Origin of the sequence: Planococcus salinarum (genome assembly GCF_007004625.1) — a bacterium.
GTDB lineage: Bacteria > Bacillota > Bacilli > Bacillales_A > Planococcaceae > Planococcus > Planococcus salinarum.
This window is the reverse complement of record NZ_VIFV01000016.1, coordinates 33,419-46,641: the sequence shown is the minus strand read 5'-3', so window position 1 is coordinate 46,641 and position 13,223 is coordinate 33,419. Positions and strand designations below refer to the sequence as shown.

The following is a 13,223-nucleotide window of genomic DNA, read 5'->3' as shown; positions in this document are numbered from 1 at the left end:
ACCATCTTTTCATTTCTATCCACCATTTTTTATAGGCGGCCTTGCCCTTTCAAAAATCTTTCTCCAGGACGGCAAAATGATAATGGTCTTCCCAAATACCATTTATAAAAAGAAATTCTTTCAACAAACCCTCTTTATTAAAGCGCGCTTTTTCCAGTACACGAACCGAACCGGTATTGCGTGGAGAAACATAAGCTTCAATCCGGTGCAGCTGCAGTTTTTCAAAACCAAAAGCCACCACCAATTCCACCGCTTCGGTTGCAATTCCCCGCCCAGTGTACTGTTCATCGACGGAGTAGCCGACCAAAGCGCTGAGAAAAGGCATGCGTTTGATGCTGTACATGGATATATGGCCAACCAATTTGTCGGACGCCGCTTCAAATATTCCAAAACTGTATTCCCGATTTTCCTTCGCCTGGTGAATGGATTCGCGAATTTTTTCCCGTTGGACGGCTGCCGTAAAATAACTGTCTCGATGCTGCGGCTCGAATATCGCCCAATATTTCCGGTTCCGGAGAAGCAACAGCACCATTTCTTCGGCATCATCAGTGGTCAAAGTACGCAGGTAGCAATGCCTGCCCTTTAAAATAAGATTCATATCATTCAGCAGATGACGTCAGCGAAATGAACTCTTCTGCATCTTTTACGCAAAGTGCAATCCCTTTTTCCCAGAATGCTTCTTGTGTAATGTCTTCCCCCAGATGCTTCATCGCCAAGTTTTCAGCCGTCATGACAGCGGTATCACGCAGAAGCGCCATGTATTTTTCCTCAAAGCCTGCACCTTCTTCAAGCGCTTTCGCGTAAACGCTCAGTGAAAAAAGATATCCGAATGTATACGGGAAGTTATAAAATGGCACATATGTTATATAGAAATGGAGCTTTGATGCCCAGAAATGTGGATGCGTGGATTTCAATCCGCCGCCAAATCCTTCCATTTGGGCCTCTTCCATCAAATCATTCAGGCGGGACGCCGGTACGACTCCTTTTTTCCGTTCTTCGTAAAAACGCGTTTCAAACAGGAAGCGCGAATGGATATTCATAAAGAAAGCGACACTGCGCTGAACTTTATCTTCGAGGAGAGCGATTTTCTCTTGATCGGAAGCCGCGTTCTTTACCGCGGCATCCGCCACGATCATTTCAGCGAACGTGGAAGCTGTTTCAGCTACATTCATTGCGTACGAACGGTTGATTTGATGAACAGGACGCAGGGCATGTGAATGGAATGCATGGCCCAGTTCATGGGCCAACGTGGCGACATTGGACATCGAACCACTGTATGTCATGAATATGCGTGACTCTTCAGTCATCGGCAGTCCTGTACAAAAGCCTCCTGGACGTTTGTTCGGCCGGTCTTCCGCTTCGATCCACCCTTTTTCGAAAGCAGTGCGTGAAAATTTTTCAAGTTCCGGGCCAAATTTTTTGAAATGCTCCAGGATGAATTCGGCGCCTTCTTGATAGGAAAATGTTTGGGTACTTTCCGTTACCGGCGCGTCCACATCGTACCAGTCAAGTCTGTCTTTGCCGAGAAGCTGCGCTTTGCGGTTAAGGTAATCGACAAAGGGGTGTTTATTTTTCGAAATAGCTCCCCACATAGCGTCCAGTGTCTTCTGTTTCATGCGGTTCATCTGCAGCGGTTCCTGAAGCGGATTTTCCCATCCTCGTTTTTTATAGACTTCGAGGCGGAATCCAGCAATGGAATTGAGAGTCTTGGCGAAAAAATCCTCTTTCTCCGTCCAGGCAGCTTCCAGTTTTTCATACGATTCTTTTCTAACTTCAGCATCCGCATGGGAACTTAAATTATTTGCCTGGCCGACCGAAAATGTTTTTTCCTGGCCATCGACGGTGATCTTGATTTTGATTTCTCCGACCAGCATATCGTAAAGTTCGCTCCACCCATGATAACCATCCATGCTGAGTGCGGTAATCAGGTTTTCTTCTTTTTCAGATAGCAGCAAACGTGCTTTGTCACGCCATTCATTGAGCACAAAAGTGAATTCTTTCAATGCTTTATCTTCCATTAGCGCGTTCCACACAGCATCATCAGTCTTTGTCAGATCCTGCTGGATTTTTTGAAGCGCCGAACTGAAACGGGCACTTTGGTTTGAGGATTCACTTTGCAGCAATGAAGCCTTTTTGTCTTCTGTGTTCTGAGCCATTAAACAGCCGATAAATGCACTGGACTGCCGTAGGTGGAGCATCATATCTTTAACTGCCTCAAGCACTTCTGCCACACTTTTTGCATCGTCTGCCGATGCCGGCACCTCAAACTTCGCTGAAAGCTTTTCGAACTCGTCTAATTTTGGTACCGCATTGTCCATATGTACACGCAATTCGGGCGAAACGCTCCCACCCGGGAACAATACATCCAAATCCCACACTTCCGGATATTTCACTGTCATGGCTTAGCCTCCTGATAAACTAAATTTTCTAAAAACAACTATTAGTATACCATTTTTCTTCGGATTACGGAATAATGGATAAAAGGGCATACCAGAGACAAACAGCCGACATAATATCGACGATTTCACAAACATTTTTCCGCCAATGCACAAACAGCTAATTGTTGTCCCAAACAAGGAAAGGTATACTGATACCGAGGAGGGATCTGAGATGTTCCGTTTGATCTTGATGACAATCGCATTTCTGGCCATCGTAACCGTTAACGCATTGGCCAATATTCTGCCAATCAACGGACAGACTACCGGAGAAATCTCCAATAGGGTGCCTGTTCTGTTTACACCAGCCGGCTACGTCTTTTCGATCTGGTCAGTCATTTACATATTATTGGCTATCTGGATTGCAGCATTTTGGATTCGTTACAAAAAGAACCGTGATTTGCCCTCCAATGCCATCAGCTATTATTTCATTTTGAGCGCCGTTTCCAATATCGTCTGGCTGCTGCTTTGGCATTATGAATATTTTGCCTGGTCGGTTGCAGCAATGGTCGCCTATCTGATTTTCCTGATCCTTTTGTACCTTCAATACAATAACAGCGAACGGAAAGTGAGCGAGCGGCTTCCGATTTCAGTGAATATGGGCTGGATCAGTGTCGCGACCATCGCCAACGTCAGCTATGTACTAACCTTTTACAGCTGGGGCGGATGGGGTCTGAGCAATGAGCTTTGGACAGTCATCATGCTTACAGTCGCAACCGCGCTTGCGCTTCACGTCCGCTTTCATCATTCGGACATTCCGTTTGCCGCCGTTTTTGTATGGGCATTCATCGGCATCGCCTTCAAACATGGCCTCGATGAAATGCTCGTCACAACCGCTTCCTTATTCCTGAGCGGTGTAATTGTGACAGGCATTTTATTGATAAAGAAAAAGTAGCTGTTTAAACAAAAAAAAGCCTGCGCTATGCAGGCTTTTTTCTATTCCTCTAATTTAGTCAGCAGAATCGGTTCGCCTTTTGTCACCAGGACAGTGTGCTCGATTTGCGCGACCAATGACTGGTCAGGTGTAATGAACGTCCAGCCGTCACCGGATTCAATTATATGTTCCGCTTTTTGGGAGATAAAGGGCTCGACAGCAAGAACCATCCCCTCTTTTAAAATCGTAGTTTCCCATGCGTCATAATAATTGAGTATGTGCTGCGGCGCTTCATGCAAGGATTTCCCTATGCCATGGCCGGTCAGATTCTTGATCACGAACAAACCTTGTTCTTTCGCTTCGCGTTCAACCGCTTTGCCGATTTGATTCAGTTTCGATCCGGCTTTGACTTTTGTCATTGCCCGATTAAATGCTTTTTCAGCAGCTTCGCAGACTTTTTCCTTTTCCGGATGGCCTTCGCCGACGACAAAAGAAATTCCTGTATCGGAAAAATAACCTTCCACTGAACCGGAAACATCGATATTTACAATGTCCCCTTCCTGAATCACACGTTTTCCTGGAATACCGTGAGCCACTTCTTCGTTTACACTGATGCAGGTATATCCCGGGAAATCATATTCTGATTTTGGTCCAGAAACACCGCCCAATTCCGTGAACAGGCGTCCACCGAGTTCATCAATTTCTTTGGTGGTAACTCCCGGTTTAGTGGCAGCTCTCATTTCCTCACGGATTTTTGCTACCATTTGGCCGGCTTTTTTCAGCATCTCAATATCTTTTTCGTTAGTTGCAATCATTAAATACCCTTCTTTCAAACTTTTCTACACAAAATTATACCATAACAGAAACTCCTGTCTAATAACTGCCAATTCAAAAAGCGACCATAAAAAGCATGAAATTGCTCTTTATGGCCGCTTTATTGGCGTTGCAGGGGTTCGGACTTTATTATTACTCCTTTACATCCACAAGCCGTGGCGCTGCGATGAAAAGGATGGAACATACAAATGCAGTCAAAAGAAATGCAGGAATCATGTATGTCGCATTGTATGCGAATGAATAAAGGTAAACATTTCCAGTCGCAAATTCACTGAAGAACCAGATGCCTACAATGACGTGGACAATATAGCGCAGGAATGCGCCAATAAATGCGCCGGCCACAATTGAGGATACAGCCTTCCCTTTTGAGCCGCTCCGCAGATTCTTCAAATAAGCGGAGCGCATAATACCGGCAAATCCTATACTGGCGAAAGCCACAAGATAATCCAGCGTCACTTGTGTAAAAGCGAAACCGAATGATAAAGGGACGATATAGACACGCCCCGTGACAAGCTGGAGCAGGCCGACTGCAAGTCCTGTCAGAATTCCGGCTCCCATCCCACGGCGGAACGCCATCAGGATAATCGGGATCATTACCAGACTGACCGATCCTCCCTGCGGCATGCTGAACGCGATAAAGTCCAGGACGAAGCCCAGGGCTCCGAAAATTGCAATTTCGAGCATTAACAATAATTTTTTATTTCTCATGATATCCTCCCATGTGTTTGCACATCACCAGAAGGGCCGCCAATAAAAACCTTACAAAAAGCGGCGCCAGGATAGACCCTGACGCCGCATAAGGGCAGGTTTCCATCCACATCCCTGCGCAAGTGTTAACTTACAGGTTCAAAGGGTAAGAACGATCTCGTTCACTCTCAGCAAAAGCTCCCCTTGTGGTGTATACAGTTTTGTTTCCAACACCAGTATTGTAACGAACATACCGAAGGGATGCAAGTCCGTTTCATCGGAAGCTTTTAGGGTATTGAGAAAGTAAATGTCTCAGAAAGGCGGTGAAGGCAGCAACAATTGCTGCTGTTATTATATGATCGAATTATTGAAAGAGCTGATTAAAATTAAAAGTGATACGAAAGAAGGGGCAAACGATGCGCTTCTTTTTTGTGCGCGTTGGCTCGAAGAGAAAGGTGAAACCGTCAAAGTCCATGACAATAAAGGATATTTGATGCTGACAGCGGAGAAGGGACAGGGAGCTGAAAAGCTGATCTGGAATGGCCATGTCGATGTCGTGCCTGGCCATGACGAGCAATTCACCCCTATGGAAGAGCTTGGCCGCTTGTATGGTCGCGGTTCGGCGGATATGAAAGCCGGGGTAGCGGCCATGATGCAGGCATTTACGGAATTGGATCCGGAAGGTCTGAACCGCGAAGTTCATCTCCATATTGTGACCGATGAAGAAATCGGCGGCCATAATACTTCTGAATGGCTTGTATCCCAGGGCTACAGCGGCAATTTCGTCATCTGCGGTGAGCCGACCGGTTTGAAAGTCGGCCTTCAGTCCAAAGGGATCCTTCACATGGACATGGTTTTCAAAGGGAAACCGGCGCATGGCAGCAGACCCTGGGAAGGGATAAATGCCATCGAACAGGCGATGAAATATCATATGGCCATGGCTGAACTTCCATTCCGCAAAGAATCCACCGAGTATTACGAGCAGCCTTCCGTAAACCTTGCCATCATCAATGCCGGCAAGCGCTATAATATGGTTCCGGAAGTTTGTGAAATGTCCTATGATATCCGCTTTATGCCAGGTCAGGATCCTAAAGAAATCACGCGCCAGATGGTTGAACTCGGTGATACACTTAATATCGACTTTGATTATAAGTCCAGCTCTTCCACCACTCCGGCGCTGACAACGACAGCCGAGAACCCTTATATTCAGACATTGCAGGAAAGCATTCGCAGCAACACAGGAAATGAACCGATTCTCTTTGGCCAGCACGGCGCAGCCGATACCCGTTACTATGCGGCAGTAAATGGCGGTGAAGGCGCTATCGAATTCGGACCGACTGGTGATGACTGGCATGGCAACGCAGAATACGTCGAAATTTCAAGTGTCCACGAATACAAGGACATCTTGCTGTCCCATGCGCTGTCAGAAGCGTAATGTTTAAATGACCCGATAAACGGGAATCCAGAAACTATCTCTAAAACGAATGGAGCGATATATATGGCAGTAGGAAGACTCTTGAAATCAGCGATTAAATATGGTCCTATCGCTTATCCGGTCATCAGGAAATTTATGAAGAAGAAAAAATCCAAAGACAACGCACAGACCAACTCAGACCAATATAAAAATAAAAAGTCTAAACGATAAAAAAATCCTCTCCTGTGTTTTCAGGAGAGGATTTTTTTGCTCTATAACCTTGCTAAATAATCGGTAGAATCGTCCGGAGAGCCAAGTACCCCGACTTGAGGTCTGGAAGAAGCTGTGCAGACAAATCAGTTTCTATCTCTTCAGCATCCTGCTCTGTCTCTTGGATCATTCCATCCGGATCTGGATTGCCTTCGTTTTGCTGATCCTGCCCCTCCATAATCTCTTCAAAGCTTAAGGGATTCGGCTTAGGAATTTCAGCACCAGTAATTTCCCAGCCAGTGTGGTATAGCGCAAAGAATTCGTTGGCCATGGCCTGGTACCCTTCAAGATTCGGGTGAACATCCCCGGGATTCGGCACTTTTGAAATCGCATCCTGACCGAAAGCCTCATCGACGGACACAAAAATCGCCCCTGCTTTTTCGGCCTCATTCTTAAGAATTTCATTAAGGAGCTGCAATTGCTCAGCTATGCCTTCTTTTTGCGACTCACGGGCATGGGGATAAGCAAAATAATAGCCCATGACATAAATTTCCGCATTTGGTGCGGCGTCATCCAATTCCATCATTATTTCACTGATATTCTGCCTTGCTTTATTCAGCGCAAAATCAGACTGGATACGCTCGAATTGCAGCGAGCCGTCAACGGGATTGGCCCGGACCAGCCGCAGCAGGTCATTGGCTCCCGCCGACAATGTAATAATATTGGCCGAAGCGAGAATTTCCCGCGCTCCGTCTTCTTTCATCCGCTCCAGAACATCCGCGGTAGTAAACCCCGGAAATGCAAGGTCTTTCGAAAAACTGGCAATCGACTGACTTCTTCCCAGTTCCTGGGCAATCATGTCGGCGTAGCCTGAATCGATCTGGCTTTCCGGGGTTTGCCCTGCAGCAAGTGAATCGCCCAGTGCAACATAAACGGCTGGTATTCTTACTTCAGCTGCAGCAGTGTTCACCATGCTGATGGCAAGCAATACAACCAATAAGACAGCTGCTGATTTTTTCATTTTCATCACCTCTTAGAATGCCCAGTTTCCTTTGCGGAACACCGGAATCTTCGAACCGTCTGCTTTAATGCCATCGATATCCATTTCGGCACTGCCGATCATGAAGTCTTCATGGACAATGGATGTATTTAATCCGATTTCCGCCAATTGGCTGCGTTCAAGATCGCGTGCACCCGCGTAGCAGGTCGGATATGAATCACCGATAGCAAGATGGTTCGATGCATTTTCATCAAATAACGTATTGAAGAACAGAAGGCCGGAATCGGAAATTGGTGATTGATGCGGAACCAATGCCACTTCACCGAGGTAAGCTGCCCCTTCATCCGAACTGATCATTTCCCGCAACAGTTCTTCGCCTTTTTCCGCTTGTGCTTTGATAATTTTTCCGCCTTCAAAAGTCAACGTGAATCCGTCGATAATATTGCCTTGATAAACGAGCGGCTTCGTGTTGCGGACAACGCCGTCGGCACCATTTTTCAGCGGAACGGTATAGACTTCCTCTGTCGGCATATTAGCGATGAATGGGTTGCCCTGAGGCGTTTTTGACGCCCCGGACATCCAAATGTGCCTGTCCGGCAACGCTATTGTTAAATCAGTGCCTGGAGCGGTATAATGCAGTTTATCAAAACGGTGATCATTCAGCTGGGTTGCCCGTTTCTCCAGAAACTCGATATGCTGTTTCCATAAAGAAACGGCATCCCCCCGCCCGATACGCACTGTATTAAAAATTGCTTCCCACAGGGCTTCGACCTGCTTTTCGGGTTCAAGTTCCGGGAACACCTTCGCAGCCCATTTTCCAGAAGGAATCGCGACAATCGACCATGCCACTTTATCGGATCCCACTGCCTGGCGATATCTCTCCAGTGCTTTGCCGGCCGTTTTTTGTGAATCCGACAGGCGTTTGGCTGGTATTCCTGTCAGCAAATCCGGATCCTCTGCATCGATCCACAGGAATGACCCACCTTTTTCGATGATTTCATCACGCTGGACAACAGACCACTCCGGGAATTCTGTAAAAGCTTCGTCCGGTGCCAACTCGTAATGCGTGCGCGTCTGGACAGGGTCCGAATAATTCACATGAACATTTTTCGCGCCGGCTTCATATGCTTTTTTGACCACCAGACGGGTAAATTCAATCGTATCGGTTGTCGTGTTGATCAGCACGTGCTGATTCTTTTGGACATTCAATCCAACGTAGACGGTCAGTTCTGCATATTGTTCCATTTTTTGCTGGAAATTCATTTTTTATTCCCCTTTACGGTCACTGTTTTGCTTGAACCTTCAACCAGTTTCCCGCTGTGCATGATTTTCTGCACAGGCTTGGAAGGCAGATCTTTTGTGAACTTTTTATAATGGCGTTCATCCTGGTAGGCGAGCAAAGTCAAAACTTCGCCGTCTGCGCCTGCTCTGCCTGTGCGCCCTGAACGATGAAGGTATTGATCGATTGTCCTTGGAACATCCACATGGATCACGTGTGAAACGGAATCGATGTCAAGGCCGCGTGCAGCCACTTCCGTTGCAATGAGGACAGAAACGTCGCCGTTTCGGAAAGCATCCAGCGCCTTTTTGCGCTCATCTTTTTTCATTTCAGAATGAAGCGTGACGATTTTTGTATCACGGAATTTCAATTTATTTTCCTTCATCAATAACTGATCGAGATTATTGACGAATGCCAGAGCCTTGACTCCATCAATATAGGAAATGCGGCGCAGCAGATCCGTTTTGTCGCGTTCATCAACTTTGATGAACGAATGCGTCACTTTTCCCTGCATCGGCATTTCTTCCGCCGTAACATGAAGACGGGTTGGATGCTGCATCAAACGATCGGCAACCAATTCCACTTCTTCCGTAATAGTCGCTGATACCATAACCAGCTGGCGTTCATTTTGCGTCTTTTCTATCAGTGCCTTCATGACAGTTCGATGTTCACGCGCCATTAACTGGTCACCTTCATCCAGCACCAGTATACGGATTTCATGCATTTTCAATTTCTTGCTCTTCACCAGCTCGTTTAACCGTCCTGGGGTGCCAACAACAATCGTCGGTTTTTTCTTCAATTTTTCCAGTTGGCGCTGCATATTCGCCCCGCCGATCAGTTGGGTCACTGTAATATCAGTGCCTTCTGTCCATTCACGAAGTACATTTACAATCTGCATCGATAATTCCTGCGACGGTGCAATGATCATTGCCTGTGTAGACATTTTTTTCGGATCAACACGTTCCAGAATCGGCAATACATAAGCCAATGTTTTTCCGGAACCAGTCGGGGATTGGGCCACAATATCATTGCCCGCCATCATTTCCGGAATCATTTGCGCCTGGATCGGCATGATTGTTTCGAAACCGGTCTGTTTCCATTTTTCCTGCCATACGGGATTTAGTTCTTCTATAAAAGTCATTTCAATTCCACCTTCTCTTCAATGCTTTCAGTGTACCATATTTGGCGTTCTGGCGCCTTTTTTGAGGGATAATATGGCTTCAAAATCTCCGGCAATTTCAAAAGGCGGACCGGAATCCGGTCCGCCTTTTTCAATATGGATTCTTTCTGCCTTTTACTGCCTTTTCAAATGCATAGGCGAATTCGATAAGTTTCGGTTCACTGAAAGCCATGCCGTAAAAAGTGATGCTGAAGGGTTCGTGCGTTTTGGTATATCCGAAAGGTACAGTAATCGCTGGAAAACCTGCTGCCGCTCCCACATTGCAGCCAAAATCCTGCGGCAGGAGGATGGCATCTGCCACAATTTCTTTCAATGTTGCGTTGATGCCCTGTTCTGCAGCAAGAAAACGATTGCGTTCAAGAGCTTCGACATACTCTCTTTCCGTCAGCATCCCCGTCAATTGGTTTGCCTGCTCCAAAAGGTTCTGGCCGAACTTCAGCATTTTGTCGGAGTGGGCATTATTGAAGGCCATTACGTCATCCAGCGACCTGATCGGATTCGATTGCTCTGTTTTTGCCAAATAGGCGTTCAAATCCGCTTTGAACTCATGAAGCAGGACGGCAAATCCAAGGTCCTCCTGATTTGAGCCAATGTCGACATCTTCAATGATTTCAGCTCCCAAAGCCTTCAGCTGTTCTTTCGCCTGCTCAAACATTTCCATTTGCTCGTCCGAGATTTCCTTGAACAATTCCGGCGCTATCGCCAGACGGGTATTGTTCAACCCGTGCTCCTTCAGGTGGACGCTCCAGTCATATCCTTCAAAATCAGTGGACAGACTGGTAATTGGATCTTCCGGGTCAAATCCGATAAGAACAGAAAAAACCTTGACTGCATCTTCAACAGTGCGGGCCAGTGTACCGGCAGTATCCTGCGTATGTGACAAGGGGATGAGGCCTCGCCGGCTGATCATCCCGACTGTCGGCTTGAGTCCGACCAGGCTGTTCTGGGCGGCTGGGTTGATGATCGAACCCGACGTTTCAGTGCCGATTGATGCAGCAGCCAGATTGGCCGCAACCGCTGCCGCAGATCCAGCACTTGAACCCCCGGCATCGAAAGCGCCATAGGGATTCTTTACCTGCCCGCCACGGGAACTATAACCATTTGTCATTTTATCGGACATGAAATTGGCCCATTCAGTCATATTGGTTTTACCCAATATGACTGCACCCGCTTTGCGCAGTTTTTCTACCAGGTGCGCATCATTCAGGGCGTAATGGTTTTCGAGTGCCAGGGAACCGGCGCTGGTATGCATTTTATCAGCGGTTTCGATATTGTCCTTCACCAAAACAGGAATGCCATGCAAAGGGCTTCTCACTCCTTTGCGCTGACGTTCAAAATCCAGTGACTGAGCAGTCTGCAGGGCATCCGGATTTATTTCCAGCAATGCATTAACATTTTTATCCCGAAGCGAAATGTTTTCCTTGTACATCAACACCAGCTCTTCTGAACTGATATTCCCCGCCTGCATCTCTTCCTGCATTTCGGAAAACGTCATTTCATCAAGATTATTTTTCCGGTAAACTTCAAGCTTTTGATGATGCATAGCCTTCCCTCCAATTTCACGGTTTATGTAATCCGGCAGATCGGCTGACGAAAAATAAAAAAGCCACAGCTTACGAGCTAAGGCTTTTCTGTGTATATTCCTTCATCAATTCAAATAGGCTCAACTCATATAATTGCCGTCCATTGATTTTAAAGACATTTTGCGCCACCAATTCTTCGATGACATTCGAGCGTTTATCTTCGAACTTCGATAAGGGTATCTGTTCCATGGTGTCCGTTCTCTCCTTATAAAGTATTCCCTATTCTTTACCCATTTAAGACATCACAAAACTTTTCTATCGAATAAAATAAAAAAATCCGGACGCTTTTCACGTCCGGATTCAGGTTATAAAAATTTATTCTTTCGCCCCGAGCTGCAACCATGCGACTGCTTCGCAGTGGGTAGATTGCGGGAACATGTCCACCGGCTGGACTTCCTGTGTGCGGTAGCCGCCGTCTTCAAGAATCCGGAGGTCCCTGGCGAGTGTGGCCGGGTTGCAGGATACATAGACAACCCGCTCCGGGCGCTGTTTCAAAATGGTGTGAAGCAATTGCTCGTCGCATCCTTTGCGCGGCGGATCGACCACGAGGACATCGGCTCTCTTGCCTTCTTTGTACCAGCGCGGAATCACCTGCTCGGCCGGTCCCGCTTCGAATAAGGTATTGCTGATGCCATTGAGTTCGGCATTGCGTTTGGCATCTTCGATGGCAGGCGCCACAATTTCCACGCCCATAACGAATTTGGCGCGCTTGGCAAGGAACAGCGAAATCGTTCCGATGCCGCAGTATGCGTCGATGACAGTTTCTTCACCGGTCAGATTGGCGTATTCGAGTGCCTGTCCGTAAAGCACTTCTGTCTGCTCCGGATTGATCTGGTAGAAAGAGCGTGCTGAGATTTCAAAACGGACACCACCGATTTGGTCTTCTATGACGTCTTTGCCCCAAAGCGTAATCGTCTCATCACCGAAAATAACGTTTGTTTTTTCAGGGTTGATGTTCTGGACGATTGACACCGTTTCAGGAACAAGCGACTGGATCAGTTCAACAGCCGCAGCCGCCTGCGGGAATTTCTTTTTCTTTGTAACAAGCACGACCATAACCTCTCCGGTGGCACGGGCTTTACGGACGACGACGTGGCGGAGCTGTCCCCGGTGCGTCTCTTCTTCGTAAGGTTCAATGCCGATCTCTGTCAACTTATGTTTGATGCCGGCCATGATGCTGTCAGCTTCCGGCGTCTGGATCAGGCAGATATCCGTATCGGCGATCCGGTGGGAACGCGGCTGGTAAAAGCCGGCGACAACGCGCCCATCCTCCATGCCGAAAGGGATTTGCGATTTATTGCGGTAGCGCCACGGGTTGTCCATTCCTTTGACGGCATGTACCGGAACATCCGGCAGTTTTCCGATACGGGTGATGGCATCACGCACGAGCTTCCGTTTAAAGGTCATCTGCCCTTCATAAGACAGGTGCTGAATCTGGCAGCCACCGCATGTATCAAATACCGGACAAGGTGCTTCAACGCGGAATGGCGAGGGGTGTTCAATCTCAAGCAGTTTCGCAAAACCGTAGGATTTCAGGGTTTTTAATACATGGATATGCACATCTTCACCCGGCAAGGCGCCGTGGATGAATAAAGGATACCCTTCTACTTTGGCAACTCCTGCTCCGTCGTGGGTCAAATCTTCCACGTGGACCAGCAGCCGGTCATTTTTGTTCACAGGTTTCAATTTGTTCACTCCATTTCACATTGGTTTATTGTACTATAGAA

The 13,223-nt window shown here is 47.1% G+C and carries 13 protein-coding genes and 1 riboswitch; of the genes, 3 read left to right on the top strand and 10 right to left on the bottom strand.

Annotation, left to right across the window (positions count from 1 at the left end; all coding sequences use genetic code 11):
* Positions 1-49 precede the first annotated feature (49 nt).
* Together DIJ65_RS10780 and DIJ65_RS10775 are read right to left on the bottom strand one after the other, a co-directional pair.
* Entirely contained in the window at positions 50-598 is a 549-nt protein-coding gene (locus tag DIJ65_RS10780; RefSeq protein ID WP_117302053.1) for a GNAT family N-acetyltransferase, read from the bottom strand.
* Position 599: 1 nt separating this feature from the next.
* Positions 600-2,399, bottom strand: a complete 1,800-nt coding sequence (locus tag DIJ65_RS10775) for a M3 family oligoendopeptidase (RefSeq protein WP_117302055.1) — start codon at positions 2,397-2,399, stop codon at positions 600-602.
* Between the two features lie 211 nt (positions 2,400-2,610).
* Between DIJ65_RS10775 and DIJ65_RS10770 the strand changes: the two genes are divergently transcribed.
* Entirely contained in the window at positions 2,611-3,330 is a 720-nt protein-coding gene (locus tag DIJ65_RS10770; RefSeq protein WP_117302057.1) for a tryptophan-rich sensory protein, read from the top strand.
* Positions 3,331-3,371: 41 nt separating this feature from the next.
* Here DIJ65_RS10770 and map read toward each other — a convergent pair whose 3' ends face one another.
* On the bottom strand, positions 3,372-4,124 hold the full coding sequence (gene map, locus DIJ65_RS10765) for a type I methionyl aminopeptidase (protein ID WP_117302059.1): 753 nt from the start codon (positions 4,122-4,124) through the stop codon (positions 3,372-3,374).
* Between the two features lie 151 nt (positions 4,125-4,275).
* Positions 4,276-4,851, bottom strand: coding sequence for an energy-coupled thiamine transporter ThiT (gene thiT / locus DIJ65_RS10760; RefSeq protein WP_117302061.1), 576 nt, complete (start codon positions 4,849-4,851; stop codon positions 4,276-4,278).
* Between the two features lie 94 nt (positions 4,852-4,945).
* Positions 4,946-5,045: riboswitch (TPP riboswitch) on the bottom strand.
* Positions 5,046-5,137: 92 nt separating this feature from the next.
* On the opposite strand from thiT, the gene DIJ65_RS10755 reads away from it, so the two are divergent.
* Both DIJ65_RS10755 and DIJ65_RS16340 read left to right on the top strand, forming a co-directional pair.
* On the top strand, positions 5,138-6,265 hold the full coding sequence (locus DIJ65_RS10755; protein ID WP_391527603.1) for a M20 family metallopeptidase: 1,128 nt from the start codon (positions 5,138-5,140) through the stop codon (positions 6,263-6,265).
* Between the two features lie 63 nt (positions 6,266-6,328).
* Positions 6,329-6,475 (top strand): hypothetical protein, encoded by a 147-nt coding sequence (locus DIJ65_RS16340; RefSeq protein WP_185959542.1) that lies wholly within the window; start codon positions 6,329-6,331, stop codon positions 6,473-6,475.
* 52 nt (positions 6,476-6,527) lie between these two features.
* Here DIJ65_RS16340 and DIJ65_RS10750 read toward each other — a convergent pair whose 3' ends face one another.
* From DIJ65_RS10750 to rlmD, 6 genes are all read right to left on the bottom strand, one after another.
* Complete coding sequence (locus DIJ65_RS10750) at positions 6,528-7,475, bottom strand: SGNH/GDSL hydrolase family protein (RefSeq protein WP_071152185.1); 948 nt, start codon at positions 7,473-7,475, stop codon at positions 6,528-6,530.
* 12 nt (positions 7,476-7,487) lie between these two features.
* The gene (locus tag DIJ65_RS10745; RefSeq protein ID WP_071152186.1) at positions 7,488-8,717 is read right to left on the bottom strand and encodes an aminopeptidase; all 1,230 of its coding nucleotides are present in this window, start codon (positions 8,715-8,717) and stop codon (positions 7,488-7,490) included.
* Positions 8,714-9,874 (bottom strand): DEAD/DEAH box helicase, encoded by a 1,161-nt coding sequence (locus DIJ65_RS10740; RefSeq protein WP_071152187.1) that lies wholly within the window; start codon positions 9,872-9,874, stop codon positions 8,714-8,716. Before DIJ65_RS10740 ends, DIJ65_RS10745 begins: the two co-directional genes overlap by 4 nt.
* A 130-nt stretch (positions 9,875-10,004) precedes the next feature.
* Complete coding sequence (locus DIJ65_RS10735; protein WP_117302063.1) at positions 10,005-11,456, bottom strand: amidase family protein; 1,452 nt, start codon at positions 11,454-11,456, stop codon at positions 10,005-10,007.
* A gap of 70 nt (positions 11,457-11,526) precedes the next feature.
* The gene (locus tag DIJ65_RS10730; RefSeq protein ID WP_084226091.1) at positions 11,527-11,685 is read right to left on the bottom strand and encodes a Fur-regulated basic protein FbpA; all 159 of its coding nucleotides are present in this window, start codon (positions 11,683-11,685) and stop codon (positions 11,527-11,529) included.
* Positions 11,686-11,811: 126 nt separating this feature from the next.
* Complete coding sequence (rlmD, locus tag DIJ65_RS10725; RefSeq protein WP_117302065.1) at positions 11,812-13,182, bottom strand: 23S rRNA (uracil(1939)-C(5))-methyltransferase RlmD; 1,371 nt, start codon at positions 13,180-13,182, stop codon at positions 11,812-11,814.
* Positions 13,183-13,223 lie beyond the last annotated feature (41 nt).

What these genes read in the sequence shown, in the direction of transcription:
- map (WP_117302059.1), bottom strand. Translation starts at nt 4,124, where the DNA reads ATGATTGCAACTAACGAAAAAGATATTGAGATGCTGAAAAAAGCCGGC.
- DIJ65_RS16340 (WP_185959542.1), top strand. Translation starts at nt 6,329, where the DNA reads ATGGCAGTAGGAAGACTCTTGAAATCAGCGATTAAATATGGTCCTATC.
- DIJ65_RS10770 (WP_117302057.1), top strand. Translation starts at nt 2,611, where the DNA reads ATGTTCCGTTTGATCTTGATGACAATCGCATTTCTGGCCATCGTAACC.
- DIJ65_RS10755 (WP_391527603.1), top strand. Translation starts at nt 5,138, where the DNA reads ATGTCTCAGAAAGGCGGTGAAGGCAGCAACAATTGCTGCTGTTATTAT.
- DIJ65_RS10730 (WP_084226091.1), bottom strand. Translation starts at nt 11,685, where the DNA reads ATGGAACAGATACCCTTATCGAAGTTCGAAGATAAACGCTCGAATGTC.
- DIJ65_RS10745 (WP_071152186.1), bottom strand. Translation starts at nt 8,717, where the DNA reads ATGAATTTCCAGCAAAAAATGGAACAATATGCAGAACTGACCGTCTAC.
- thiT (WP_117302061.1), bottom strand. Translation starts at nt 4,851, where the DNA reads ATGAGAAATAAAAAATTATTGTTAATGCTCGAAATTGCAATTTTCGGA.
- DIJ65_RS10735 (WP_117302063.1), bottom strand. Translation starts at nt 11,456, where the DNA reads ATGCATCATCAAAAGCTTGAAGTTTACCGGAAAAATAATCTTGATGAA.
- DIJ65_RS10740 (WP_071152187.1), bottom strand. Translation starts at nt 9,874, where the DNA reads ATGACTTTTATAGAAGAACTAAATCCCGTATGGCAGGAAAAATGGAAA.
- DIJ65_RS10750 (WP_071152185.1), bottom strand. Translation starts at nt 7,475, where the DNA reads ATGAAAAAATCAGCAGCTGTCTTATTGGTTGTATTGCTTGCCATCAGC.
- DIJ65_RS10780 (WP_117302053.1), bottom strand. Translation starts at nt 598, where the DNA reads ATGAATCTTATTTTAAAGGGCAGGCATTGCTACCTGCGTACTTTGACC.
- DIJ65_RS10775 (WP_117302055.1), bottom strand. Translation starts at nt 2,399, where the DNA reads ATGACAGTGAAATATCCGGAAGTGTGGGATTTGGATGTATTGTTCCCG.